Raw genomic sequence first — 25,243 nt, 5'->3', positions numbered from 1 at the left:
AGTGAAACTCTTCCAAAAAAGAAGAGCCTTCAGGCGCCGCTTGACAGAGACGTTCAATCGTGGATAAATAATATCCATGATTTAGGAGACTAAAAAATGAAGATGAGCGATGGCGTGGAACAGGCCATCCACAGCGTGGCGATGCTCGCCTCGCTTTCACCCGACGGCGTGCTGTCCGCAGCGGCATTGGCAGAGTTTCATGGCGTCTCGACCAGCTATCTGCTGAAGCACCTTCAGTCGCTTTCCGGTGCCGGGATTCTGGCAACCGTTCCCGGCCCGAAAGGCGGCTACAGGCTGGCGAAGCCACCCGAGGCCATCACGCTTCTCGATATCGTGCTAGCGGTGGAAGGCCCGGCACCCGCTTTCCGCTGCGCCGAAATCCGTCAACGGGGACCTAACCCATTGCCTGACCGCTATTTCAGCAAACCCTGCGGCATCAATGCCGCCATGCTGAAGGCGGAGAAGGCCTATCGCGCCGAGCTTGCCAAGACAACCGTGGCGGATATTCGCCAGGACTTGGCGCAAAACGATGATGGCGGGATCGCCGCACGCGGCTGCGCCTTTCTGGAACTGAACGAGCGCAAGACGACGCGCTGAGACAAGCACTTCTGCAATTCCATGACGGACAGGCAACCGCCCGTTCGAACGATGACGCATGACCAAAAGCAACCAAGGAGATAGGACTATGGAAACGAGACTGAACCATACCAAGGCATCGCCCGAATCCTACAAGGCCATTCTGGCGCTCGAAACATTCATCCAGAACTGCGGGCTGGAGCGCCGCTTCGTTCACCTCATCAAACTGCGCGCCTCCATCATCAATGGCTGCGCCTATTGCGTGGACATGCATGTGAAGGAAAGCCGCCGGGACGGGCTGTCGGAGCAATGGATCAACCTGATGAGCGTGTGGCAGGAATCGACTGTTTACACAGCGCAGGAAAGAGCCTTGCTCGGCTGGGTGGATGCGGTGACGAAGATTGCCGAGACCAGCGCGCCGGATGGTGATTTCGAAGCGTTGAGAGCGCATTTCAGCGAAGAGGAGATCGTCAAGATCACGCTTGCCATCGGTACGATCAACAGCTGGAACCGCATTGCCGTCGGCTTCAGAATGCAGCATCCGGTCGATGCTGCCGCAAAGGCCGCCTGACATTCCTTGCCGAAGCGACTGCTACATTGCGATGTAGCGGTCGTTTCTGTGATTGATGGCGATCACCAAATTCATCACCAATGCGCCAAGAACCGAGCAAAGAATGACGAAGGGCGTGGCGATGAAGAAGGACGCCAGCAGCACCATGCCATCGAAGGCCAGCTGGATGAATCCGGCCCGCCAACCGAAACGGTCCTGCAGATAGAGCGCCAGAATGCCGAAGCCTCCAAGGCTGGCGCGGTGACGGAAAAGCGCCAGCATTCCCGCTGCGACGGTCAAACCGCCGAATAGCGCAGCGGCGATGGGATTGATCGATTGGAAGGCGAAGAGTCGTGGCATCATGTCGGATAGCACCGCCGTCAGGGCGATGGCGCTAAAGGTCTTGACCGTGAACGCAAGGCCAAGGCGACGAAAGGCGAGATAGTAGAAGGGCAGGTTGACCAGGAAGAAGATGAGGCCGAACTGCACGTCGGTTGCATAGTGGACGAGGAAAGCGAGGCCCACGGTGCCGCCTGTCAGCAGACCAGCGGCGGAAAACAGGGTGACGCCGAGCGACGCCAACATGGCTCCGGCTAGAACACCCTGAACATCTTCCAGCAGAGAATGCCGGTCGGGCGTCGTAGCCCACAGCCTTGCACGGTTCTTCCAGATCATATCGCGCATTGCCATCCCCACGATTGCGACAGGCTTTCCTTGCGCCAACGCGGGCCGGATTTCAAGCGTCAGCGCACCACGATGTAGCGGTCGGAGCGGTGGTTGATGGCCAGGAACATGTTGAGGAAGAAGGCGCCGACGATGGAGTAGAGCACCGTCTTCGGTTCAATGACGGCAAAGGCGGCGATCATCACGCAGGTGTCGAAAGCAAGCTGGATCAGACCGGCGCGGATGCCGAAACGATCCTGGATATAGATCGCCAGAATGCCGATGCCGCCCAGGCTGGCGCGATGGCGGTAGAGCGCAAGAAGACCGTAACCGAGGAGAAGACCGCCGAGAATGGCAGCCCAAAGCGGATTGACGCTGTCGATCACCATCCAGCGCGATTCCAGTTCCGTCAGCACGGAGACGAGACCGATGGCGATGAAGGTTTTCAGTGAGAAGGTAAGGCCGAGACGGCGGAAGGAAAGGTAGTAAAACGGCAAATTCACGATGAAGAACAGCAGGCCGAAGCTGATGCCGAAGCTATAATGGATGAGGAAGGCGACGCCCGCAGTGCCACCCGTCAGAAGGCCGACCTTGTTCAGGATGTAAAAGCCAAGCGCCGAAACGATGCTTCCGGTGACGATGCCCTGCACGTCCTCAATCGGTGAATGCTTGGCCGGATCCACACTCCACATGCCATAGACGCTTCTGGTGAATGCCATGCAAAATCCCCTCGATAGGACCTGATTTTGTTGATGGTCTCCGCGTCCTTGTCACAAGGTATAAGCTACTGCGGAGACGGCTTATTTTGCACCGCAAAATAACGCGCGACAACCGCTATATGTCAGCTCTCCTGACCAATCGCCAAAATGGCAAGAAACGAAAAGATCAGGCGGGTTTTCTGGCAAGAAACAGAATGCCGGAAAGCGGTTTTCCGGCATCTTTTCGGATGGTCGTTTTTCGGATTTGGAGGATTTCCATGCCGAAGGCGGCAAGAAGGTTGCTCACATAGGTTTGCGAGTGCGCGTAGCGGAGCGACGGCTGGAGGATAAAACCGCCCTCGTCGCCCGCATCTTCTACCGAAAAGGCGAAGAGGCCTCCCGGTTGAAGCAGCGCCAGAACCAGCGGCATGACGGTCTCAAGGCTGCCGAGATACATCATCACGTCGGCAGCGGCGACGAGATCGGCACGGCCTTTTTGAAGCCCCTCGGCAAAAAGGCCGGAAGCTTCCTCATCGAGAGAAAGATCGGCCTGCGCGAGATGATGGTAGATGCTCTTCTCTTCCGCCTTCGCCAGCATGTTCGTGGAAATGTCGAAGCCTTCCAGCCGCTCGGTCCAGTCGCGGATTTCGACACCCAGCAATCCTGTGCCACAGCCGATATCGACTGCACAGCGAAAGCGCTCACCACTGGGGCGCGCCGTTTCGATGAGAGCCGCCAACTTCTCCGGCACGCTATAGTCGAGTTTCTTCACCAGTGAGGTTTCGAACCGATCGGCATAGTCGTCGAAAAGGCCTTCCACATAGCGGCTCGGTGGCTGCTCTGGCGTTTCGGCTGCGCCCAACACGGCAAGCTTCAGAGGAGCTGCAAATATTCCCTCCTCGTCAAGCTCGGCCACCTTTTCATAGGCTTTCACCGCATTATCGTGCTGACCCGCCTTTTCGCTGTACTCGCCCAGCCGAAACCAGCCTGCTGCCCAAAGTGGGGCAAGTTCGAGTGCCTGTTCGATCAGTTCCGCCGCGGCCTGGTGGTCGCCGCTTTCTGCCAGCATACGGGCGTAATCGGCACGACGATCAGCAATGACGTCGCCGGAGGAATGCTGGTTCTGGGCCATTCACGAATTTTTCCTGAAAGAGGTGGGCTCTCTTTCATCAAGCCATAAAAAAACTCAAGTCCTATGTTCATCGCAAAGCCCGGATGGACAAAGTAAAGACCGTGATGCTTGCATCGAAGCGCCACGCTTCATATGTCTTGATCAAGATTTGAGAATGCATGTCATCACCGCAAGGATGCGGGTTTGTTCGACGGCATGCTTTAGGAGATTTGCTGATGGCCGGTGAGGTCAACAAGGTGCTGGGTGACAGCGTTGGGCGCACGATCGTCAAGCTGCTGGTGATATCGCTGATCGTCGGATTCCTGATGGCCGTCTTCGGCCTGACGCCGTGGAGCATCATCTATGGTGTCCGCGATTTCGTTCTGAACATCTGGTATTCGGGCTTCCACGCGCTTGGCAGCATCGGCGACTATCTTCTGGCGGGCGCTGTCATCGTCATCCCCGTCTTCATCGTTCTCAGACTTCTAAGCTTGCGTTGATATGACCGACCATTCCCTGACGACCTTTTCCCGGCGCGGCTTCGTGCTGCTGTCTGCTGGCTCCGTTCTTTCGGCCTGCGTTTCCGTTCCCACCAACAAGGGCCTGCCCTCCGGCACGCGCGACGAGACGGCAGCAGCACTACCCATGGTCAACGAGCTTCGCCGCTCGAAAGGTCTTTCGACGCTCTCCGCCAATCCGGCGGCACAGCAGGCAGCCATTTATCAGGCCAACCGCATGGTGAAGGCGCAGAAGATGGCGCACCTCATCGGCATCACCGACAGCTTTCTCATCCGCATGAAGAACGGCAACGTGCCTCTGCCCGCCGCAGAAAACGTCGCCGCAGGCCAGGATACGGTCGAGCGCGTGGTCAAAGCCTGGATCGGCTCGCCGCATCACCTGGAAAACATGCTCGGCAATTATGGCGGGCTTGGCGTTGCTGTCGCCTATGACAGCGCGGCGAAGAACCGGCCCTATTGGGCGATGGTGCTTTGCGCCTGATAGAGGCGTGTTCGCGCTGTATGCGAGCTGACGTTCATCACACTCTGTGCCATCATCCTCGCGCTTGATGCGAGCATCATGACAGCGAAAGGGAGCGGGCCGTTTAAATCGACCGCGCCGCCCAGCTTTCCACGGAACTATCACGCAGTTCCCGGATGTTCCTGATCCCGTCCCGCTCCAGCCTGCTCGACAGGCCTCGGATAATCGTGCCCGGCAGGCCTGGTCCCTCATAGACCATGCAGGAATAAAGCTGCACGAGATCGGCGCCTGCCTTGATCTTTTCGAGGGCAGTCTCTGCCGACGACACACCGCCCACGCCGATGATCGGCAGGTCCGGTCCGACGCGTTTGCGCATCTTTGCCAGCACCGCTGTGGAGCGCTCGAAGAGCGGCTTGCCTGACAAGCCACCGGTTTCCTGGTTGTTGCTGCCCGGTACCAGACCGTCGCGTGACAGGGTGGTGTTGGAGACGATCAGGCCGTCCAGCCTGTGAGACAGAACCTCGGCTGCAATGTCATCCAGCCCCTCCTCGGTCAGATCGGGGGCGATCTTCAGGAAGACGGGGATGTGACGGGACAACTTCTCGGCCTCGCGATCGCGCTGCGCCAGCACAGCAGAAAGAAGCGCCGAAAGGCTTTCGCGCGCTTGAAGGTCACGAAGGCCCGGCGTGTTGGGCGAGGAAATGTTGGCCGTGAAATAGGAGGCAACGGAAGAGAAGGTTTCGATGCCCTTCACGTAATCGGCGATGCGATCGTCGCTATCCTTGTTGGCGCCGATATTCACACCGACGATGCCGCGCAGACCCGCTGCTATCAGGCGCGAAAGTGCCGCCGCATGGCCTTCATTGTTGAAGCCAAGGCGGTTGATGACCGCCTCGTTTTCCACCAGCCGGAAAATGCGCGGCTTTGGATTGCCGGCCTGCGCGCGGGGAGTGACCGTGCCGATTTCGGTAAAGCCGAAGCCGAGCTTGAGGAGTGGGCCGGGAACTTCGGCATTCTTGTCATAGCCTGCCGCCATGCCAAGTGGATTGGGGAAAACCAGTCCTGCCACCGTCTGTTGAAGGCGCGGATCATGCGGCACGTGGCAGGTGGGGATGAAACCGCTGCGTAGAGCCGCGATCGACATGCCATGCGCGACTTCGGGGTCAAGCAGGAAGAGGCCCTTGCGTCCAAGGGAGGAGAACAATCCGCTCATGCTCAAATCTCCGGAAACTGGTGGGCGCCATCGTCACCCAGCGTCAGTGGCGTTTCCCACAGCACGGCATTGAGCGGAAGCTCGCTATAGAGATGCGGAAAGAGGTCACCGCCACGCGATGGTTCGAAGACCAGCTTGTCACCAAGAGCACCGCCATCGACTGCGATGAGAAGCAAATCCTGCTGATCGGCGAAGTGGCGGGCCGCCGTTTCCTTCACCTGATCGGCCGTGGAGAAATGGATGTAGCCATCGGTCAGATCGATGGCTGCCCCTTTGAAAACGCCCTCGTGCTTTGCTGTCTGCCACAGGGCATCCGGCACGATCTTGTAGATGACAGGGGGCGTCTGGCTCATCGGGCATCTCCTTCATGTCAGGGCGGTTTGCCGCAAATGGTATCTGTTGTCCATCGCTTCACACAGATTTTTATCGTCGACGAGCATGTGGTGAGGCTGCACCGCAATTGAAGGCTTGTGTTGCGGCCAATTTGGCGCAATCTTAACGGCGCAGTCGCCTGTCGGCCTGCAGGAGGAAGAGTCGCATGAAATGCTCTTGGGAGGGGGCGCGGCATGGCAGAACTCACGATTATCATTGCGGATGACCATCCGCTGTTTCGCGGCGCTCTGCGTCAGGCAGTGGGTGGTCTCGAAGGCAACAATAGCTTTATCGAAGCGGGCGATTTCGACGATGCGAGACGCCGCGCGGAAGAGCAGCCGGACGCCGATCTCATGCTGCTCGATCTTGCCATGCCAGGCGTCAGCGGCTTTTCCGGCCTGATGTCGTTACGCGCAGAATTTTCCAGCCTGCCCATCATCATCGTGTCGGCCACCGACGATCCGGCCACCATGCGTCGCGCCATCGAGCTTGGCGCGTCGGGCTTCATTTCCAAATCCTCCGGCATCGATGATATCCGCACAGCCATCCGGACCGTGCTGGAAGGCGATGTCTGGATTCCGGCGTCCTGTCAGTCCAGCCGCGATCAGGACGCCGATATGACGGACCTGATCAACAGGCTGAGGACGCTGACGCCGCAGCAGAGCCGCGTGCTCGGGATGCTTGCGGAAGGCTTACTCAACAAGCAGATCGCCTATGAGTTGAATGTCTCCGAAGCGACGATCAAAGCGCATGTCTCGGCCATTTTGCTGAAGCTCAATGTGGACAGTCGCACGCAGGCGGTGATTCAGCTTTCGAAGCTGAACCAACCTGCTCTTGTCGCTTAGGAGACTGACACCGCCTCCACGTCTGCGAACGTCAGAAAAGCCCGTACGGGAAATAGCGGCGGTAGATTTCCTCCAGCCGCCCGTTGCGCGAAAGGGCTGCGAGCGCCTGGTCGAAGGCTGGCACCAGTTTGTTTTCAGGATCGACCGTCATGATCGAGAGCCCCTCGCCCAGAAATTTGTCGGACATATAGGGGCCGTCAAACATGGCGCAGCAATTGTCCGATGCGGTGCCCGCCACCCAGAAGGGCAGACGCAGACTGTCGGCAAAGATCGCATCGACCTTGCCGGTCTTAAGCGCCTCATACATGGGCTCATAGCCGGCGAAACCTGTGGCGACGACCTTGGGAAAGAACGCTTTCAGCATCGCTTCATGGCGCGAATTGCTGACGACGCCGACTTTCTTGCCGGTGAGTGCCGCCGATGCCGATTGCCCTTCCAGCTTGGCGGCTTTTGACACTGCGAAACGCGCCGGCAGAAGCAAATAAGGTCGCGTGAAACTGAAGCTCTTGCGCAAATCCGACGTCGAGGCAACGCCCGACATCACGGCCTCTCCTTCGCCCAGCTCCAGCGCGGCCTCCAGTTCATCGAAGGGCAGTGCCTGAACCTGGCACTTGCTTTCGATCTTCAACTGCGCGCAGATCTCGCGGGCGAGATCGACATGGAAGCCCACCAGCCTGCCGTCCTGATCGGTGAAATTGAAGGGCGGGAAATCGACCGACATCAGAAACCGGACTCGGGGAATGGACGAGAGATCCGCACCCGGAAGACGTTCCTGCTTGTCGAACAGCACCGGCAGGTTTCCGCTTTCGGCAAGTGCTGCGCCGCTCAGCGCAAATGCGGCCATGCACAAAATCGACGTTCGAAGACCGAGATTTTTCAATCGTGCCATCAAAGAGCGCATTCAGATGATCCGGCCCGGTATGAAGTAAAAGCGCCATCGTTCAGGGGCTGGCACGATGGTGCAGGTCAGTGACTACGCGTGTGATTATACATAAGATTCGCGCAAAGCCATGCCGTCGGGGCAAGAAATTGCAGACCCTCGAGGCATCCCTCATTAAGAGCTTGGTGGTGATCCTTCGACGGTCGAGTGACCGTCAAGATGACAAGCCCGTCATCTAATATTCAAGAAAACGTCCGCGACCTGTCATACAGCATTGTTAGGACGGCGCCGGTTTTGCTCGCTGGGCCGAAAAATTCCGCGACCAGGCCATCGTTCCTTTCCAACGAGGCTCCCCTCATGAAAACGTCGACCCTTTCTTCCTTCGTGGCATCGCTTGCTGTCGCAGCCGCGCTTGGCACCACGGCCGCCCATGCTGAAAAGACAAAATTCGAGTTCTGGTACGGCCTCTCCGGCGATCTCGGCGAGCGAGTACAGGACGCCTGCAAGAAGTTCAACGCGTCGCAGCCGGATTATGAAATCGTCTGCACCTCGCAGAACAGCTATGACGCGACGCTGCAGAATACGATTGCTGCCTACCGCGCCAAGAAGCAGCCTACCATCGCGCAGATTTATGACGCAGGCACGCTGGACATGATGCTGTCCAAGGCCTTCGTTCCGGCCAAAAAGCTGATGGCCGACAATGGCTACAAGATCGACTGGAACAACTATTTCCCCGGCATTGCCAACTACTACGCGAGTGCTTCCGGTGAGCTGAACTCCTTCCCGTTCAATTCCTCGACCGCCGTTTTCTATTACAATGTCAGCGCCTTCGAGAAGGCCGGCGTGACCGGCAAGCCGGAGACCTGGGAAGATGTGGCCGAGGCCGCCAAGAAGCTGAAGGCTGCCGGTTACGAATGCCCGCTGGCATTCAACTTCGATCCCTGGCCGCTGGTCGAACAGTTTTCCGCCATCCACGACCAGCCGATCGCGACCGAAGGCAATGGCTATAAGGGCCTGAATGCGGAACTCGTGGTCAACAAGACCAAGGTCGTTGATGAACTGAAGTTCTTCAAGAAGATGCAGGACGAGAAGCTCTTCGTCGTCAAGACCAAGACGCTCGGCATGGATCCAATCCCCTCCTTCACATCGCAGACATGCCAGATGGCGATGAGCTCGATTGCCGATCACGGCACCGTCGGCAAGACGCTGCCGGAAGGCGTGAAGTGGGATGTCGCCATGTTGCCGGTCTTCAAGGGTACCGAGCGCAAGAAGTCGCTGGTTGGCGGCGCTTCGCTGTGGGTCATGGCTGGCCGCCCGGACGCGGAATACAAGGGTGCCGCAGCATTCCTCAACTTCATCGCCCAACCGGACATGGTCGAGTGGTGGTCCACCGTCACCGGCTACATCCCGGTCACCAAGACCGGCTTCGAGAGCATGAAGAAGAACGGCTTCTACGACAAGGCGCCGTATAAGGGCCGTGAAATCGCCATTGAAAGCCTGACGCTGACCGAGCCGACCGATACCACGCGCGGCATCCGCCTCGGCAATTTCACGCAGATCCGCAAGGAACTCTCCACCGCACTTGAGGCGATCTACATGCAGAACGGCGACGTTCAGCAGGAACTCGACAAGGCTGTCGAGCGCTCCAATGTCGGCCTGCGCCGCTTCGAAAAGACCTTTGCCGGCGTTTCCATCAACTAAGCGCTCCCCAAAAGTGCCACCCGTCAACGCGGGTGGCACGACAATCCAGATTGTCTATTGGAATTTCCATGGAAAAGCGCTCCGTCTTCAAGAGCACCTGGCTACCCCTGCTTTTTGCCCTGCCGCAGCTCGTCCTCATTGCCCTGTTCTTCTATTGGCCCGCCGTGGCTGTGGTAAACTGGGCCTTCACGCTGGAGCCGCCTTTCGGTGGGGCCGCGGAGTTTGTCGGGCTTGCCAATTTCTACGAGACCTTCGCCGATCCACTTTACTGGAACTCGGTCACCGTTAGTCTGATCTTTGCGATTGTCGGCCCGTTCTTCGCCATTCTCATCGGGCTCACGCTCGCTCTGGCAGTCGATCGACAACTGCCGGGCTCCGGCTTCTTCCGCGTTCTCTACATATTGCCCTTTGCGATTGCCGGTCCTGCGGCCGGTATGGCGTTTCGCTTCATCCTGTCGCCGGAACGCGGGCTCGCCGCCTCGCTGAACGCCATCTATCCAGATATCTGGAACCCGGCGAAATATGGCAGCCATGCCTTGGCGCTGGTCATCATCATCTTCATCTGGAAGTGGGCAGGCTATACCTTCATCTTCCTGCTGGCCGGACTGCAATCGGTGCCGCGAAGCCTGACGGAAGCGGCTGCGATGGATGGCTCCGGGCCAATCCGCCGCGCCATCGATATTCAGGTGCCGCTCCTGGCGCCCACCCTCTTCTTCCTGACCGTGACCATGATGACGGAGGGCTTCGTCGGCTCCGACACATTCGGTATCGTGCACCACACGACCGGCGGCGGTCCGAACCATGCAACCGAGGTCATGGTGTTCCGCATCGTGCAGGAAGCGTTCCAGGGGCTCAACTATTCCGGCGCATCGGCGCAGAGCATCATTCTCATCGGCCTCATCATGGTCTTCACCTTCATCCAGTTCCGCTTCATCGAGCGGCGCGTGCATTACAAGTGAGACGGCGATGATCCAACGCACCCCCTACGCCGATGCCTTTACCTACGGGCTGATGATCATCGGTTTCCTGCTCTTGATCGGCCCCTTCATCGTTATCATTTCCGGCGCCAGCCAGTCGCTGCAGCAGATCAACAGCGTGCCCTTCAGCTTCATGCCAAGCGATCGACTGGTTGAGAACATGCACGCGGCCTGGAACCGTGCCAATCTCGGCAATGCCATGCTCAACAGTTTCATCATGGCCTCGCTGGTAACCGTCGGCAAAGTTGCGCTGTCTGCCCTCACAGCCTTTGCCATCGTCTTCTTCCGCTCGCCGTTGCGGCACGTGTTTTTCTGGACGGTGTTCATCACGCTGATGCTGCCGCTGGAAGTGCGTGTGGTGCCGACCTATGCGGTCGCCGCCGACATGTTCCATCCCTTCGCGCTTCTGATCAACGCGGTCTCCGGCATCGACATCAACATCGAGTGGAATCTCTTGAATTCCTATGCGGGCTTGACGTTGCCGCTGATTGCCACCGCCACCGGCACATTTCTCTACCGGCAGTTCTTCATGACGTTGCCGGACGAGCTGGCCGAAGCGGCGCGCATGGATGGCTCCGGACCGATGCGCTTTTTCGTCGATATGATCCTTCCGCTATCTCGTACCAATATGCTGGCGCTGACGACGATCATGTTCGTCTATGGCTGGAACCAGTATCTCTGGCCCCTCCTGATGGTGACCGATCCGTCCTACAAGACGGTGATGATGTCGCTCTCCAGCCTCCTCCCTTCCGAAAACGGCACGCCCGACTGGAACGTCACGCTTGCCGGTTCCCTCATCATCATGTTGCCGCCGCTTCTTGTCGTCGGGCTGTTGCAGCGCTGGTTCGTGCGCGGCCTCGTCTCCACCGAGAAATGACAGTTTAAAAGAACAGGAGTGCCAAACCATGGCGCAGATCGACATTCGTCAGGTGCATAAATCCTACGGCAAGACCAAGACGCTGCATGGGGTCGACCTCATCTTTCCGTCCGGAGAATTCGTCGTCATTCTCGGGCCTTCCGGCTGTGGCAAATCCACTCTGCTGCGCATGATTGCCGGGCTGGAAGACATTACGGGCGGCGAAATCGCCATTGCCGGCAAGGTGGTGAACCGCCTGGAACCGCGCGAGCGGGGCTGCGCCATGGTGTTCCAGAACTATGCGCTCTACCCGCATATGACGGTTTCCGACAATATCGGCTATGCGCTGAAGGTCGCAGGCGTGGCCAAGGCCGAGCGCCGCCGCAGGATCGAGGAAACGGCGAAGATCGTGGGCCTGTCCGACTATCTGGAGCGCAAGCCCGCGGCCCTCTCCGGCGGCCAGCGTCAGCGCGTTGCCATGGCGCGCGCCATCATTCGCGAGCCGGATGTGTTTCTCTTCGACGAGCCGCTGTCCAACCTCGACGCCAAACTGCGCGTCACCATGCGCGCCGAAATCCGCAGGCTGCATCAAAGGCTCTCCGCGACATCGGTCTTCGTCACCCATGATCAGGTGGAGGCGATGACGCTGGCGGATCGGCTGGTGATCATGAATAAGGGCAACGTCGAACAGGTGGGGCAGCCGCTCGACATCTATAACCGACCAGCGAGCACCTTCGTCGCCTCCTTCATCGGCTCTCCCGCCATGAACCTCTTCAATGCCAAAGTGGATCGTGACACTGCTTGCCTAAGCTTCGGCAACTGGACGAGTTCCATGCCGGCGGAAATCGCACGTGCCGCCTCAGGCGAGGACATCATTGCCGGTATTCGACCGGAGCAGTGCATCGTCACCCGCAATGGCGAAGGGATCTCGGCCGTGGTGGATTTCGTCGAGGAACTCGGCTCCGGTCGCATCGTCTACGCCGATATTCGCGGCCAGATCTTTGCCGCTGCGATTGGCGAAGACCTCACCGTCCGCCCAGGCGACCGGGTCATGCTGCAGTTTCCCGCAGCACATCTTCACTTTTTCGATCCCAGCACGGAACGGCGGATCGATCCCGATCTCGCATCGGCCAACCGAGCCGGCGTCACCCACCAGGATATTCTGGCCCATAGTGCCTGAATGTCGTTAGCTTCATAGAGCGCATCAAGGAAACGCACATGACCTCCATCATTTCTGCCGTCGGCTTTTGCAATGCCACAGGGCGCGGCGATCTCTCCACCCTGGACTCGTCCCTGAAGATCATTGCCGATACCGGCGCCAGCGCCTGTGAGATTGGCATCTATGGCGAGGAAATCATTTCCGGCGGCCGTATCATCGAAGACCGGGCGCAGCGCGTTCGAGATATCGTTAAGCGGTACGACTTCAAGAAACTGTCCCTGCACGGCCAGATCGTCTCCAACTTCATGGATCGCGAGCACCTGCATCTGCAGAAAAAGGTCGTTCGCGCCATGCTCGAACTCTGCGACCGGCTGGGCGCTAGGGTGCTCGTCCACCATAGCGGCAATGCGATCCTGTCCGATGGCGTGAATGGCAGCGATCTCGACCAGATGGAGCGTGAGGCTCTTTTTGAGATGGCCGAGATTGCCAAGACCTATGGCGTGCGCATCGTGTTGGAAAACATCTTCACCACGGAAGACGGCCAGTACCGCCAGACGCCATCGCAAGTGGCCGAGACCGTGAAGGCCGTCGGCCACGACAATCTCGCAGCCCTGATCGACTTCAGCCACGCCTATATTGAATCCACCTTCAAGGGCCTCAATTTCCGCGACGAGCTGCGCGCCATGGCGCCCGTGACCGGCCATCTGCATGTGCATGACAGCTTCGGCCTGCCCTACACGATGAAAAAATTCTACCACCCGGCAGAAGCCACCGCGCTCGGCATCGGCGACCTTCACCTGCCGATCGGCTGGGGCGATATCGACTGGGACGACATCTTCTCCGAACTCACCTTCCTTCCCGACACCACCCTCATCATGGAAATCGGTGCAGAACGCTTTGCCGACCAACAGCCCGCTTGCCTGGAGCGCGCCATGAAGCTGGCAGATGCGGTGAACAAGCGGTAACGGCCACTCATGAGAGCGAAGGACCGCATGCGCTGGTCCCTCGCGCTCCAAAAATCCTGTCGATGCACGATGCCGCGGCAGGATTGAAGTGCCGATCCTCCCTTCATACCTAAAAGCATGTCGCGCAAAAGTGTGCAGCGGTTTTGCGATAACGACATGCGATAACGAGGACCTAAAGCGTATGAGCGAATCTGAAAGATCGCGATACGCTTTAGACCGCCTGGACCGCGCCTTGATGGGCGCGGTCCCTCGCCGCTTCCGTACGGTCTGCGTTCGTCTAGTCGCTATGAAGGACATAGCCTTATGAAGATGTGACCCGTGCGCCGACGCACAAGGGAGCGCGGCGCTTCGTATCGACAAGGGCGCGGGCGTGACGGCCAGCGGGAACGGCCCCCTTAGGCTATGCGAAAGAAAAGTGACGCAACCTGCGAAATACACAACCAAAAGAAGAACATCGATAAAAGTGAAAACTTTTCGTTGACTGCAGCAGAGAACTGCCCTATAGATACATCATCGATCTTTTGCTTGCCGAGCTTTGTCTACCGCGCGATTGGCACCGCGCTCTAAGCGAACTTCTCTTTCAAAAATAGTCGGTTTTTACCCGCGTGGCATTCGTTGCGCGGTCGTTCACTCTATGCTTTGAAAGGGTTCATTATGACCACTGGCACAGTTAAATGGTTCAATTCCACCAAGGGCTTCGGCTTCATTCAGCCTGACAATGGCGGCGCTGACGCGTTCGTTCACATTTCGGCTGTCGAGCGCGCAGGAATGCGCGAACTCGTCGAAGGCCAGAAGATTGGCTTCGAACTCGAGCGCGACAACAAATCGGGCAAGATGTCTGCGACCAATCTGCAGTCCGCATAAGTGAGATCCGCTTCCCTTTGACCACGGATGTACTGGCACTGCCGGGAGCAATTTCATTCGAGGCCAGGCGTTTCGCCTGGCCTTTTTCATTTCGGCATTTGGCCGGAAAGGCAAATATCCATGACACAAACACACAGCAAATCCCGCCAGCAGGCGGAGCTGGCCTTCGGCAAGCTTCAGACGCCATTCTTCGCAAAAAATCATGCCGCCGATGAGCTACAAGCTGCCGTCGATGCGCGGGACGCGAAAACAGCCAGGCTAAAGGCGGCCCGCCTTGCAAAAGAATTGGCGGACCGCAAATCTGCAGTCGCCGCTCTGATTACCAAGCGTACCAAGAAAACGCCGTCAGCCCGTCCCGCGTCCTGATCGTTCAGACTCGCTCCTTACGCTTTACACCTTTGTTTTGTCGCATGCCGTTATCGCAAAACCGCATCGCGCTTTTGCGCGACATCCCCGGTGAGAGCCAAGAAATCCAGCAACACAGGTGGGAAGCATGTCAACAACGACAGCCAACGAACTCAACGCGACCAACACTGCCTGGCAGATCGCGATGCAGGAAATCCTTCGGGTGGTGATCCGTGACCTTTACCACGCCAAGGGCGAAGCGCATTTCAAAGAACATATCGAGCGCATCGAAACGGCAGCGGTCGACAGTATCCAGACGGATCTGAGGTTTCGCGGCACGGACGAATGGACGGAACTCCTCGTCAAGGAAAAAGCCAGCAACTTCGTGACATCCTTGCTGACGTCGTTCACGTACGACCACGCTTGAATGGCGGCTCGTTCGGGGCCTTTCACCTGAACGCTCCGCACCATGTACGGCAACAAATACACTAAAAAAAATTTTAAAAAGGCAGCTGGAGCGGGTGAAGGGAATCGAACCCTCGTATTCAGCTTGGGAAGCTGCTGCTCTACCATTGAGCTACACCCGCATATTCGAAAACTTCCGATAGAACGGCGCGGCTGTCAAGGCGAGCCGCAGATCGTTTCTCTATCGACATCTCTTCAGACAGATCACTCGGCGCGGAAATGCTTGGAGAGCTTCAGGCCCTGGGCCTGATAATTGGAGCCGAGGCCAGTGCCGTAGAGACCTTCGGGTTTGGCCAGCATATGTTCATAGACAAGGCGGCCGACGATCTGGCCGTGTTCGAGGATGAAGGGCACCTCGTGGCTTCTGACTTCGAGGACGGCGCGGCTGCCGGTGCCGCCAGCGCCGGCGTGGCCGAAGCCGGGGTCGAAGAAGCCGGCATAATGGACGCGGAATTCGCCGACCAACGGATCGAAAGGCGTCATCTCTGCTGCGTAAAGCGGAGGCACATGCACGGCTTCGCGGGACACGAGGATGTAGAATTCATCCGGATCGAGGATCAGTTCGGCGCGACCGCGCGAGTAGAGCGGCTCCCAGAAATCCAGAACGTCGTGGGCTGCCTTCTGGTCCACATCGACAACCGCGGTGTGGTGCTTGCCGCGATAACCGATGAGGCCGTTGCCGCCAAAACCTTGCAGATCGATGGACAGCGCGATCCCTCCGCCCGATACGTTCGGCGTGTCGCTGGCCACGAGGATTTCGCTCTCGTGCAGCGCCTGCAATTCACCTTCGTTCAACAGCGAATGACCGATGCGGAAGCGGATCTGCGAAAGGCGCGAGCCCTGGCGCACGACGATCGGGAAGGTGCGCGGGCTGACTTCCAGATAGAGCGGGCCCTGATAACCTGCAGGGATCTTGTCGAACTCCTGTGCGTGGTCGGTGATGACGCGGGTGAAGATATCGAGGCGGCCGGTGGAGCTTTTCGGATTGGCGGACGCGGACATGTCCGCGGGCAGCGCCAGCGTTTCCATCAGTGGCACGATATAGACGCAACCGGTTTCCAGCACCGCACCCTCGCTGAGATCAATCTCATGCAGGCGCAGCCGATCCAGCTTCTCAATCACTTTAGTCGATGGGCCGGGCATGAAGCTTGCGCGCACCCGGTAGGCTTTCGCACCGAGACGCAAGTCGAGGCTTGCCGGCTGCACCTGGTCCACATCCAGCGCCCGCTCGCTCTTCAGGTGGCCGGAAGAAAACAGCGCCCGTATCGCGCCATCGGCCAGAATACCCGTGGTTCTCGTCATCGTCATCGTTCCTGTTCCGCGCCGACAAAATCAAAAGGAAGCCATTGACGCAAGTTGTTAACGGCAGTATGGCAAGCTTATCCCGTGGTGATTTGGCCGGTCGGCTTGCAGCCACGTTAAACAAGTGGCTAAAAAGACCGGGTGCTTGGAACCGGTCTGCTTTTGCGACCGGTTTTTTTGTTTGAAGGTGATCACATGAGCAAGAAATGGCGCCCGGCAACTCAACTCGTACATGGCGGTACGCTGCGCTCCCCCTACGGTGAAACGTCCGAAGCACTCTACCTGACCCAGGGCTTCGTCTATGAAAGCTCGGAAGCGGCGGAAGCACGCTTCAAGGGCGAAACAGACGGTTTCATCTATGCGCGCTATGCAAGCCCCACCAATGACATGTTCGAAAAGCGCATGTGCCTGCTGGAAGGTGCCGAAGACGCGCGCGCCACGGCATCGGGCATGGCCGCTGTCAGCGCTGCCATTCTCTGCCAGCTGAAGGCCGGCGATCACATCGTTGCCGCTCGCGCCCTTTTCGGCTCCTGCCGTTGGGTCGTCGAAACGCTGGCACCGAAATACGGCATCGAATGCACGCTGGTCGATGGCCGCGATCTTGCCAATTGGGAAAAGGCGATCAAGCCGAATACAAAGCTGTTCTTCCTTGAAAGCCCGACTAACCCGACGCTGGAAGTGGTGGATATTGCTGGCGTTGCCAAGCTTGCCAACCAGATCGGCGCGAAGGTCGTCGTTGACAACGTGTTTGCCACGCCGCTCTTCCAGAAGCCTCTGGAGCTTGGCGCGCATATTGTCGTCTATTCCGCCACCAAGCACATCGACGGCCAGGGTCGCTGCCTTGGCGGCGTGGTGCTGTCGGACAAGACGTGGATCGAGGAAGAGCTTCAGGATTACTTCCGCCACACCGGCCCGGCGCTTTCCCCCTTTAACGCATGGACGCTGCTGAAGGGGATCGAGACGATGCCTCTGCGCGTCAAGCAGCAGACGGCGAATGCCGGCAAGATCGCAGACTTCCTGGCGGAGCAGAACAAGGTCGCCAAAGTCATTTATCCGGGCCGTGCCGACCATCCGCAGGCCGACATCATTGCGCGGCAGATGTCCGGCGGTTCGACGCTCGTCTGCTTCGAATTGAAGGGCGGCAAGGAAGCGGCTTTCAAGCTTCAAAACGCACTGGACGTCGTCAAGATTTCCAACAATCTCGGTGATGCGAAGAGCCTGATCACCCATCCGGCCACCACGACCCACAAGAACCTGACGGATGAGGCACGCGCCGAACTCGGCATTTCCGGTGGCACGCTACGACTGTCCTGCGGTATCGAAGACACCGACGACCTGCTGGACGATTTCGCCGCGGCGCTGGCGAAGGTTTCTGCCTAAAGCAGGGCGCGATCTTTCAGATTCGCTCTATAGCTTTAGGTCTTTGTTTATCGCATGTTGTCGCAAAACCGCTGCACAATTTTGCGCGACATACTTCATACTGAAGGCCCGGTGAGCGATCACCGGGCAATTTTTTCTCGTTTTCCAAGGCGTCTGTTCGTCACACGAATTCCCGCTCAAAACCCACATTATTTTAGAGAAACTCCTATTTCTCTACTCTCTTTTCACGAATTTGTGCGTATTGAATGAAGAAACAATCCAGATACGCAACGCTTTAGCCTCGTAACGCATTGAAACTACGCAGATCGGCTCAACGGACATTCCCGTCCCTCATTCGGTGTAGTAGAATAAAATGCTAGAGGCAGAGACAGCCAAGGTCGCGAATATGTATCGTGCATCGACAAAAGAGATAGAGGTCACCGTCGAGCCGTATTATCTCGAAGAACAATCGGACCCGGACGATAGCCGTTACGTCTGGGGATACACGGTCGTGATCACGAACAACTCCAACCAGGCGGTGACGCTGGTGAACCGCTACTGGCATATCACCGACCAGAATGGCGTGGTGGACGAAGTGTCTGGGCCAGGCGTGGTTGGTGAACAACCGCATCTGCGTCCCGGCGACAGTTACGAGTATTCTTCCGGTTGCCCGCTGGATACGCCTTCAGGGATGATGTTCGGTCATTACGAGATGGAGACCGACAAGGGCGACATATTCACCGTAGAAATTCCAGCCTTTTCGCTGGACAGCCCAGGTCTTGCGCGCGTGTTGAACTGAGCGGGGCTTTCACCCCGCTCCTGATCTCACCCCTGCAGTTCCTCGACAGGATATTGATAGGTTGTCGAGCAGAACTCACAGCTGACTGAAACGATGCCATCTTCCTGGCTATCCTCGATTTCTTCCGCCGAAAATCCAGACAGCACGCCCTTGATTTTCTCGCGCGAGCAGCTGCATTTGTCGATGATCGACTGCGGCTCGTAGACGCGCACGCCCTGCTCATGGAAGAGCCGGAACAGCAGACGTTCTACCGGCACCTGCGGGTCGGTCAGCTCGTCGGTATCCACCGTGTCGATCAGCGCCACCGCTTCGGTCCATGCGTCGTCGTCGGCTTCTGCGAACGACGTTTCATCGCCATCGCCGCCGTGAAGGTCGCGGGTGCGCAGGCGCTCCGGCGCCTGAGGCAGGAACTGCGCGATGATGCCACCCGCACGCCAGCCGCGGCGCGGCTTACCTTCGCCGTCACGGTCGAAGAACTCTGCCACACCGAGGCGCACCCGTGTCGGCAATTGTTCCGACTGTCGGAAGTAAACACTGGCGATTTCCTCAAGCGACGAGCCATCCAGCGGCACGATGCCCTGATAGGGTTGCATGCCCACCCCCTGGTCGATGGTGAAAGCGAGAATGCCAGTGCCGAGGAGTTGCTCAGGCGATGTCTCCCCAGCCGCCGTCGCCTGCGCCAGACGCTCATCGTCGAAGCGGGCATAGGCGCGCATGTTCTCAGGTGCGGTGAAATCCGCCACCAAGAGATCGACGGGGCCATCGCCCTTGGTTTGCACCGTGAGCTTGCCGGAGAATTTGAGCGACGTGCCGATCAGCGCCGTGAGCACCAGAGCCTCCGCCAGAAGCCGGGCGACGACGGGCGGATAGTCATGGCGCTGCAAAATAGCGTTCAGCAACGGACCGACCTGCACCGCGCGGCCACGAATGTCGAGCCCCTCTACCTGGAAGGGGACGACCTTGTCGTCACCGGCAAAGTTCATATCATCCAGTTCTATGGTCACGTCCGCCATGCTTCTGCTCCTTCGACCCTGCTTTCCCCTGTTCGGAAACGATCGCCGCGTTTTCGGCCGCGGCCAGCAGGTCTCTTGTCCTGTTTCCGCAAAGATAGAGCGGAGAATGGCAAAACAAAACCATCCCCGGCCCAAATGTCGCGATAAACGATTGATGAAACGCCGCCGTGAACCGGCAGCACTGGTTGGCGTAAAGATGGGGCGTTGCGCTGGAAATTCAAGTTCCAGGCTCGCCCTCACTCTTAGCCTACGCTCGGCCTCAGATGACGCCCATGCACCAGGCGATCACGGCCTTTTGCGCATGCAGGCGATTTTCCGCCTCATCGAAGACCACCGATTGCGGGCCGTCGATCACCGCATCGGTCACTTCCTCACCGCGGTGCGCGGGCAGGCAGTGCATGAAGAGTGCCTCGCTATTGGCCTTCTTCATCAGTGCTTCATTGACCTGATAGGGCTGGAAGATATTGTGGCCGCGCGCCTTGTGCTCCTGGTTCATGGAAACCCAGGTGTCAGTGACGATGCAGTCGGAACCGGCGACAGCGCGCTCGGCATCATGGCAAAGCATGACCTCGCCACCATTGTTGCGCGCCCAATTGAGGTACTTGTCTAAAGGCTCCGAGCCCATCGGCACAGCCATGTTCATCTTGTAGCCGAAGCGGGCAGAGCCTTCGACCAGCGAATGCAACACGTTGTTGCCGTCGCCCGTCCAGGCAATGGTCTTGCCCTTCACTGGGCCACGATGCTCTTCGAAGGTCATGATATCGGCCATGATTTGGCAAGGATGCGTCTCGTCCGTCAGGCCATTGATGACCGGAACAGTGGCGTGTTCGGCAAGCTCCAGCAGACGCGAGTGGTCGGTGGTGCGGATCATGATGGCATCGACATAGCGCGACAGCACCTTGGCGGTATCGCCAATGGTTTCGGCCCGGCCGAGCTGCATTTCGGTGCCGGAGAGAAACAGCGTTTCACCGCCAAGCTGGCGCATGCCGACATCGAAGGACACGCGGGTGCGCGTCGATGGCTTTTCAAAGATCATCGCCAGCATCTTGCCGGCCAGCGGCTGTTCTGCCGTTCCGTTCTTTGTCGCGATCTTGCGGCTCTTGGCGTCTTCAAGAATGAGCCGCAGGTCTTCCGAACCGACGGCCGAAAGGTCAAGGAAATGCTTTGCCATTTAATTTAGTCCCATCAATGCGGGCCACCCTTTACGCCGGCCCTCAATGCGCCCCGTGTCAGGCGCTCTTTGCCAGTTTGGTGGTGAGTGCTTCTGCGGCCTTCTCGATGCGCGCAAGCCCGTCACGCGCTTCTTCAGCCGTAACCACGAGCGGCGGCAGCAGACGGATGACGTTATCGCCCGCCGGAACGCCAAGAAGATGCTCCGCACGCATCGCCTGAAGCAGATCGCCGGATGGAACCCGCGCCTTGATGCCAAGCAGCAAACCTTCGCCACGGATTTCCTCGATCACATCGGGATAGCGATCCTTCAGCGACGCCAGCCCCTGGCGGAAGATCAGCGCGACATCGCGCACATGCTCGATGAAGCCATCGGCGAGAACAATGTCCAACACGGCATTGCCGGCGGCCATGGCCAGCGGATTGCCGCCATAGGTCGTGCCGTGCGAGCCTGCGGTCATGCCGGAAGCGGCTTCCGCCGTTGCAAGGCATGCGCCGAAGGGAAAGCCGCCGCCAATGCCTTTGGCAACGGCCATGATGTCAGGCGCGACACCCGAGCGCTCATAGGCAAAGAACTTGCCCGTACGACCCACACCGGTCTGCACTTCGTCGAAGATCAACAACAGGCCATGCTCTTCACAGAGCGCCCGAAGCGCACGCAGGAACTCGGGCTGAACGACACGGATACCGCCTTCGCCCTGGATCGGTTCGATCAGGAGTGCAGCCGTTTCCGGCACGATGGCAGCTTTCAGTGCTTCAAGATCGCCGAATGGCACCTGGTCGAAGCCTTCGACCTTTGGGCCGAAGCCCTCCAGATATTTCGCCTGGCCGCCAGCCGCGATGGTGGCGAGCGTGCGGCCATGGAACGCTCCTTCGAAGGTGATGATGCGGAATTTTTCCGGATGGCCGTGGGTGTACTGATAACGGCGTGCCGTCTTGATGGCGCATTCCAGCGCTTCCGCACCGGAGTTGGTGAAGAACACCTTGTCGGCGAATGTCGCATCCGTCAGACGCTTTGCCAGCACTTCCTGACCTGCAACCTCATAGAGGTTGGACAGGTGCCAGACCTTTTCCACCTGCGCCTTTAAGGACTCAACCATATGGGGATGGCTGTGGCCGACGGAGGTCACGGCAACGCCCGCACCGAAATCGAGATATCGCTCGCCGCTTTCCGTGATCAGCCAAACGCCCTCGCCTCGTTCGAAGCGCAGGGGGGCTCTGGAAAACGTATCGAACAACGGCCCGGATTTGGGGGCAGCTTCGGCCATGGCGACATCACTCCTTACGTCAAGTCGGGACAGACGACTGTCAATAGGGCTATCGGGTTATCCCTGCCCTGAAAATCAAAAATGCCGCCTCGCGGCGGCTTGCATGCTGTCTTCATTGCCAGCGCACTATTGTCACTTCCCCGCCTAATGTCAACAAATCTCGGCACTTTCGGCTCGTCTCAAGCTCTGGTAGGCGCGTTGCGCGCAGCCACCAACTGTTGCCTTTCTGACTCACAGGGGAAGCAAGTTGGGGAAAACCGGAAAATCGATTCCAGATGATTCCCGCGACTCTTGTCACGGAGTCAACCGACGATTAGGTTAACCGTCAATTACTAGACTGCAATGCGGCGGAACTAGTCACCTACAATCTGGCGAATGGCCTGCGCGTGGTTCACTCCACGGCATCGTGGGTGGATTCTGCCCGAGAACAACGCGACGAGCGGAGAAGCGGCATGAACTGGACGGACGAACGCGTAGAAAAGCTCAAGAGATTATGGTCCGAAGGGCTTAGCGCAAGCCAGATCGCAGCACAACTAGGCGGTGTGAGCCGCAATGCCGTCATCGGCAAGGTTCACCGCCTCAACCTGCCGGGTCGCGCCAAGGCCGGTGGCACGGTCGCCACATCGCGCCCAGCAGCCAAGCGTCCGGCGGCAGCGCCGCGTCCGGCGAGCTATGCGGCTCCAGCCCGCGCTGCGACGAACCGTCCGGCACCTGCCCGTAACACGGGTGCGCTGGCTTTCAAGGAAGATATGGACATCGACACGGTCGAGCCCATGGAATATGCCCGCTCTTCCAACAACGTTGTTATTCCGATTTCGCGTCGCCTGACGCTGACGGAATTGACCGAGCGCACCTGCAAGTGGCCTGTCGGCGACCCGCTTAAGGACGACTTCCATTTCTGCGGCTGCGAAGCGTCCGAAGCTTCGCCCTACTGCAAGTTCCACGCGAAAATGGCTTATCAGCCGGTGAGCGAACGCCGTAAGGCGTAAGGTCTCTCATAGCGATTACAGAAAGCGGGCTTCGGTCCGCTTTTTTTGTTGGCCCGTCTCCCCCATCCTCAAATAATCAAAACTTGCCCGCAGCAGCGATTGTGCCCAGACTATCGTCATGGATGCGATCGATATGCTGGACGACTATATCTCGACACTGTGGGCAAAAGCCGTCGACACGCCATTCCCGCCGATCCCGCGTCGCCGGTGCGGAGACGCAACCGTCTATGTCGAATGCCGACGCGGACGCTACTGACTGATTTGCGAGGAGCGCGGGGAAGAGTATTGGCGTCGTGAAGCCACGGACATGGACGATGCCGCGTTCCAGTTGATATCCATCGTTGCAGGCGAGTTGGTGCGCGACCGCGAGCTGGAGTTTCGGGAAAGCACAGCCCGCTGTTTCTCTGGATCGAATGACTACTCGCGCTGAGCGCCATCAAAGACAGCTACGGCACCCGAACCATGGCCAACTATCTGGACGTGCTGAGACACAGCCCGCTGTCGCAGGACGAGATAGACGCCGCGCGATATCCCATCCCGTCATCATTCATGTGACGCCAGCAAGTCCGGCGCCACAGGATCGGTGCACTTCACCATCGGGTTAAGCGCCCCGAGACGATCAAGCTTCCATGGAATAGCCCGCGCCGCGAACGGTGCGGATGACATCCTGCATGCTGGAGAAATTCAGCGCCTTACGCAGGCGGCCGACATGAACGTCCACCGTGCGTTCATCCACATAGATATCGTGTCCCCAGACGCCATCGAGAAGCTGGGAACGGGAGAACACACGGCCGGGCGAGGTCATGAGGAACTCCAGCAGGCGGAATTCGGTTGGTCCAAGACGGACTTCGCGGCTCTTGCGGTGAACGCGGTGCGTCTCGCGGTCGAGTTCGATATCGCCGCATTTCAGCACGGAGGACAGAACCTCTGGCTTGGCGCGGCGCAGCATCGCCTTGACGCGTGCCATCAACTCCGGTGTCGAGAAGGGCTTGACGACATAGTCGTCCGCGCCCGTTGCCAAGCCCCGAACCCGTTCGCTTTCCTCGCCACGAGCCGTCAGCATGATGATCGGCAAACGCTCTGTCTCCGGACGCATGCGCAGGCGGCGGCAAAGCTCGATGCCGGAGACGCCAGGCAACATCCAGTCGAGGATCAGAAGATCCGGCGTGCGCTCCTGAAGGCGGATTTCGGCCTCGTCGCCACGCGGAATGGTGTCGACATCATAGCCTTCGGATTCGAGATTGTAACGGAGGAGGACGCTCAGCGCCTCCTCATCTTCGACAACGGCGATTTTCGGCACCATGGCTCCAGATCCTATCTGTCGCTTACTCGGTCACAGCGCCGAGCGTGTTGGAACTATCGTCCTTCGGACGCTCACCCGCCGGCTGGCTGCCGGTGGTCATGTAGTAGATGGTCTCGGCAATGTTGGTGGCGTGGTCGCCGACGCGCTCGATGTTCTTGGCGCAGAACAGAAGATGCGTGCAGGTGGTGATGTTGCGTGGATCTTCCATCATGTAGGTCAGAAGCTCGCGGAACAGCGAGGTGTACATGGCGTCGATTTCCTCGTCGCGCTCGCGGATGGCCTGGGCCTTTTCCGCCGAGCGCGTGGAGTAGACGTCCAGCACTTCCTTCAACTGCACCAGCGCCAGTTCCGACAGATGCTCAAGGCCGCGCGCCAGCTTGCGCGGAACGCCTGTGCCAGCAACCGCAATCACACGCTTGGCGGTGTTTTTGCCGAGATCGCCGACACGCTCGAGGTCCGCGGCAATGCGCAACGACCCGATGATTTCACGAAGGTCTGCTGCCATCGGCTGGCGCTTGGCGATGGTGACGATCGCCTTGTCGCCGATTTCACGCTCGGCGTGATCGAGGATCGTATCGTCCGAGATGACTTTCTGCGCCAGCGCCGCATCGGAATTGACGAGCGCGCGCACGGCATCGGCGCACATCTGCTCGGCCAACCCGCCCATTTCGGCGATCCGGCGGCTGAGGAACTTCAGCTCCTCGTCATAGGCTGACATGATGTGGGAATGTGTCGGCATGTTCGTGGTCTCCAGTTTCGAGACGCCCTGTCGCAAGCCTTCTCAACGGCTCGAGCGACGGGCGCAGTGTGATGCGCAAGCGA

30 protein-coding genes, 1 tRNA gene and 1 riboswitch are annotated in these 25,243 nt (G+C 58.7%); of the genes, 18 read left to right on the top strand and 13 right to left on the bottom strand.

Translation table 11 applies throughout. From position 1 onward, the window contains the following. Positions 1–96: 96 nt before the first annotated feature. Positions 97–597, top strand: a complete 501-nt coding sequence (locus QE435_RS15795; protein ID WP_349041954.1) for an Rrf2 family transcriptional regulator — start codon at positions 97–99, stop codon at positions 595–597. 88 nt (positions 598–685) lie between these two features. Then, entirely contained in the window at positions 686–1,147 is a 462-nt protein-coding gene (locus tag QE435_RS15790) for a carboxymuconolactone decarboxylase family protein (protein WP_349041953.1), read from the top strand. Positions 1,148–1,168: 21 nt separating this feature from the next. On the opposite strand, the gene QE435_RS15785 is transcribed toward QE435_RS15790, so the two are convergent. The 3 genes from QE435_RS15785 to QE435_RS15775 all read right to left on the bottom strand — a co-directional run bounded on the left by QE435_RS15785 (position 1,169) and on the right by QE435_RS15775 (position 3,619). Next, positions 1,169–1,801 carry a YitT family protein gene (locus QE435_RS15785; RefSeq protein WP_306934761.1) on the bottom strand — a complete coding sequence of 211 codons (633 nt, stop codon included), beginning with the start codon at positions 1,799–1,801 and terminating at the stop codon, positions 1,169–1,171. 68 nt (positions 1,802–1,869) lie between these two features. Further along, positions 1,870–2,481 carry a YitT family protein gene (locus QE435_RS15780; protein WP_349042878.1) on the bottom strand — a complete coding sequence of 204 codons (612 nt, stop codon included), beginning with the start codon at positions 2,479–2,481 and terminating at the stop codon, positions 1,870–1,872. 193 nt (positions 2,482–2,674) lie between these two features. Beyond that, on the bottom strand, positions 2,675–3,619 hold the full coding sequence (locus tag QE435_RS15775) for a class I SAM-dependent methyltransferase (RefSeq protein ID WP_349041952.1): 945 nt from the start codon (positions 3,617–3,619) through the stop codon (positions 2,675–2,677). Between the two features lie 215 nt (positions 3,620–3,834). Here QE435_RS15775 and QE435_RS15770 point away from each other — a divergent pair, with 215 nt between their 5' ends. Together QE435_RS15770 and QE435_RS15765 are read left to right on the top strand one after the other, a co-directional pair. Continuing rightward, positions 3,835–4,098, top strand: coding sequence for a DUF6460 domain-containing protein (locus QE435_RS15770; protein ID WP_062427020.1), 264 nt, complete (start codon positions 3,835–3,837; stop codon positions 4,096–4,098). Position 4,099: 1 nt separating this feature from the next. Beyond that, entirely contained in the window at positions 4,100–4,597 is a 498-nt protein-coding gene (locus QE435_RS15765) for a CAP domain-containing protein (RefSeq protein ID WP_349041951.1), read from the top strand. A 103-nt stretch (positions 4,598–4,700) separates the two neighbouring features. On the opposite strand, the gene QE435_RS15760 is transcribed toward QE435_RS15765, so the two are convergent. Beyond that, positions 4,701–5,789, bottom strand: coding sequence for a quinone-dependent dihydroorotate dehydrogenase (locus QE435_RS15760; protein WP_349041950.1), 1,089 nt, complete (start codon positions 5,787–5,789; stop codon positions 4,701–4,703). A 2-nt stretch (positions 5,790–5,791) separates the two neighbouring features. Then, positions 5,792–6,142: a DUF952 domain-containing protein gene (locus QE435_RS15755; protein ID WP_309772339.1), complete on the bottom strand. Its 351-nt coding sequence runs from the start codon at positions 6,140–6,142 to the stop codon at positions 5,792–5,794. A gap of 213 nt (positions 6,143–6,355) precedes the next feature. Between QE435_RS15755 and QE435_RS15750 the strand changes: the two genes are divergently transcribed. Continuing rightward, positions 6,356–7,006 (top strand): response regulator transcription factor, encoded by a 651-nt coding sequence (locus QE435_RS15750; protein ID WP_349041949.1) that lies wholly within the window; start codon positions 6,356–6,358, stop codon positions 7,004–7,006. A gap of 31 nt (positions 7,007–7,037) precedes the next feature. On the opposite strand, the gene QE435_RS15745 is transcribed toward QE435_RS15750, so the two are convergent. Further along, positions 7,038–7,802 carry a transporter substrate-binding domain-containing protein gene (locus QE435_RS15745; protein WP_349042877.1) on the bottom strand — a complete coding sequence of 255 codons (765 nt, stop codon included), beginning with the start codon at positions 7,800–7,802 and terminating at the stop codon, positions 7,038–7,040. A gap of 441 nt (positions 7,803–8,243) precedes the next feature. Here QE435_RS15745 and QE435_RS15740 point away from each other — a divergent pair, with 441 nt between their 5' ends. The 8 genes from QE435_RS15740 to QE435_RS15705 all read left to right on the top strand — a co-directional run bounded on the left by QE435_RS15740 (position 8,244) and on the right by QE435_RS15705 (position 15,180). Next, positions 8,244–9,587, top strand: coding sequence for an extracellular solute-binding protein (locus tag QE435_RS15740; RefSeq protein ID WP_309772337.1), 1,344 nt, complete (start codon positions 8,244–8,246; stop codon positions 9,585–9,587). 68 nt (positions 9,588–9,655) lie between these two features. After that, entirely contained in the window at positions 9,656–10,546 is an 891-nt protein-coding gene (locus QE435_RS15735; protein WP_309772336.1) for a sugar ABC transporter permease, read from the top strand. A 7-nt stretch (positions 10,547–10,553) separates the two neighbouring features. Continuing rightward, on the top strand, positions 10,554–11,441 hold the full coding sequence (gene ugpE / locus QE435_RS15730) for a sn-glycerol-3-phosphate ABC transporter permease UgpE (protein WP_349041948.1): 888 nt from the start codon (positions 10,554–10,556) through the stop codon (positions 11,439–11,441). Between the two features lie 28 nt (positions 11,442–11,469). After that, positions 11,470–12,600, top strand: a complete 1,131-nt coding sequence (ugpC, locus tag QE435_RS15725) for a sn-glycerol-3-phosphate ABC transporter ATP-binding protein UgpC (RefSeq protein WP_349041947.1) — start codon at positions 11,470–11,472, stop codon at positions 12,598–12,600. A gap of 38 nt (positions 12,601–12,638) precedes the next feature. Then, on the top strand, positions 12,639–13,544 hold the full coding sequence (locus tag QE435_RS15720) for a sugar phosphate isomerase/epimerase (protein WP_349041946.1): 906 nt from the start codon (positions 12,639–12,641) through the stop codon (positions 13,542–13,544). 654 nt (positions 13,545–14,198) lie between these two features. After that, complete coding sequence (locus QE435_RS15715; RefSeq protein ID WP_034806062.1) at positions 14,199–14,408, top strand: cold-shock protein; 210 nt, start codon at positions 14,199–14,201, stop codon at positions 14,406–14,408. Between the two features lie 120 nt (positions 14,409–14,528). Next, a complete protein-coding gene (locus QE435_RS15710) occupies positions 14,529–14,774 on the top strand; it encodes a hypothetical protein (protein WP_306930854.1) in 246 nt (81 codons plus the stop codon). Between the two features lie 127 nt (positions 14,775–14,901). Further along, positions 14,902–15,180 carry a hypothetical protein gene (locus QE435_RS15705; RefSeq protein ID WP_306930852.1) on the top strand — a complete coding sequence of 93 codons (279 nt, stop codon included), beginning with the start codon at positions 14,902–14,904 and terminating at the stop codon, positions 15,178–15,180. A gap of 86 nt (positions 15,181–15,266) precedes the next feature. On the opposite strand, the gene QE435_RS15700 is transcribed toward QE435_RS15705, so the two are convergent. Together QE435_RS15700 and QE435_RS15695 are read right to left on the bottom strand one after the other, a co-directional pair. After that, positions 15,267–15,340: transfer RNA gene (locus QE435_RS15700), tRNA-Gly, on the bottom strand. A gap of 82 nt (positions 15,341–15,422) precedes the next feature. Then, on the bottom strand, positions 15,423–16,520 hold the full coding sequence (locus QE435_RS15695; RefSeq protein ID WP_349041945.1) for a 2'-deoxycytidine 5'-triphosphate deaminase: 1,098 nt from the start codon (positions 16,518–16,520) through the stop codon (positions 15,423–15,425). Positions 16,521–16,594: 74 nt separating this feature from the next. Further along, positions 16,595–16,673: riboswitch (SAM riboswitch) on the top strand. A gap of 42 nt (positions 16,674–16,715) precedes the next feature. On the opposite strand from QE435_RS15695, the gene QE435_RS15690 reads away from it, so the two are divergent. Both QE435_RS15690 and apaG read left to right on the top strand, forming a co-directional pair. After that, complete coding sequence (locus tag QE435_RS15690; protein ID WP_309772332.1) at positions 16,716–17,900, top strand: O-succinylhomoserine sulfhydrylase; 1,185 nt, start codon at positions 16,716–16,718, stop codon at positions 17,898–17,900. A 385-nt stretch (positions 17,901–18,285) separates the two neighbouring features. Continuing rightward, positions 18,286–18,678: a Co2+/Mg2+ efflux protein ApaG gene (gene apaG / locus QE435_RS15685; RefSeq protein WP_306934758.1), complete on the top strand. Its 393-nt coding sequence runs from the start codon at positions 18,286–18,288 to the stop codon at positions 18,676–18,678. A gap of 26 nt (positions 18,679–18,704) precedes the next feature. Here the strand turns inward: apaG and QE435_RS15680 are convergent, their stop codons facing one another. The 3 genes from QE435_RS15680 to QE435_RS15670 form a co-directional block, all read right to left on the bottom strand. Further along, complete coding sequence (locus QE435_RS15680; protein WP_349041944.1) at positions 18,705–19,691, bottom strand: Hsp33 family molecular chaperone; 987 nt, start codon at positions 19,689–19,691, stop codon at positions 18,705–18,707. A gap of 259 nt (positions 19,692–19,950) precedes the next feature. Further along, positions 19,951–20,862 (bottom strand): ornithine carbamoyltransferase, encoded by a 912-nt coding sequence (gene argF / locus QE435_RS15675; RefSeq protein WP_349041943.1) that lies wholly within the window; start codon positions 20,860–20,862, stop codon positions 19,951–19,953. Positions 20,863–20,920: 58 nt separating this feature from the next. Beyond that, on the bottom strand, positions 20,921–22,129 hold the full coding sequence (locus QE435_RS15670; RefSeq protein ID WP_309772329.1) for an aspartate aminotransferase family protein: 1,209 nt from the start codon (positions 22,127–22,129) through the stop codon (positions 20,921–20,923). A gap of 452 nt (positions 22,130–22,581) precedes the next feature. Between QE435_RS15670 and QE435_RS15665 the strand changes: the two genes are divergently transcribed. From QE435_RS15665 to QE435_RS15655, 3 genes are all read left to right on the top strand, one after another. Then, a complete protein-coding gene (locus tag QE435_RS15665; RefSeq protein ID WP_349041942.1) occupies positions 22,582–23,118 on the top strand; it encodes a GcrA family cell cycle regulator in 537 nt (178 codons plus the stop codon). A gap of 118 nt (positions 23,119–23,236) precedes the next feature. Continuing rightward, complete coding sequence (locus QE435_RS15660; RefSeq protein ID WP_349041941.1) at positions 23,237–23,374, top strand: hypothetical protein; 138 nt, start codon at positions 23,237–23,239, stop codon at positions 23,372–23,374. A 51-nt stretch (positions 23,375–23,425) separates the two neighbouring features. Next, positions 23,426–23,548 carry a hypothetical protein gene (locus QE435_RS15655; RefSeq protein ID WP_349041940.1) on the top strand — a complete coding sequence of 41 codons (123 nt, stop codon included), beginning with the start codon at positions 23,426–23,428 and terminating at the stop codon, positions 23,546–23,548. Positions 23,549–23,737: 189 nt separating this feature from the next. Here the strand turns inward: QE435_RS15655 and phoB are convergent, their stop codons facing one another. Together phoB and phoU are read right to left on the bottom strand one after the other, a co-directional pair. Next, positions 23,738–24,421, bottom strand: a complete 684-nt coding sequence (phoB, locus tag QE435_RS15650; protein ID WP_027676016.1) for a phosphate regulon transcriptional regulator PhoB — start codon at positions 24,419–24,421, stop codon at positions 23,738–23,740. A gap of 22 nt (positions 24,422–24,443) precedes the next feature. Then, complete coding sequence (phoU, locus tag QE435_RS15645) at positions 24,444–25,160, bottom strand: phosphate signaling complex protein PhoU (protein WP_174062010.1); 717 nt, start codon at positions 25,158–25,160, stop codon at positions 24,444–24,446. Between the last annotated feature and the right edge of the window lie 83 nt (positions 25,161–25,243).

The organism is Agrobacterium sp. SORGH_AS 787, from assembly GCF_030819035.1.
Lineage (GTDB): Bacteria > Pseudomonadota > Alphaproteobacteria > Rhizobiales > Rhizobiaceae > Agrobacterium > Agrobacterium larrymoorei_B.
This window is presented reverse-complemented; position numbering and strand designations above follow the sequence as displayed.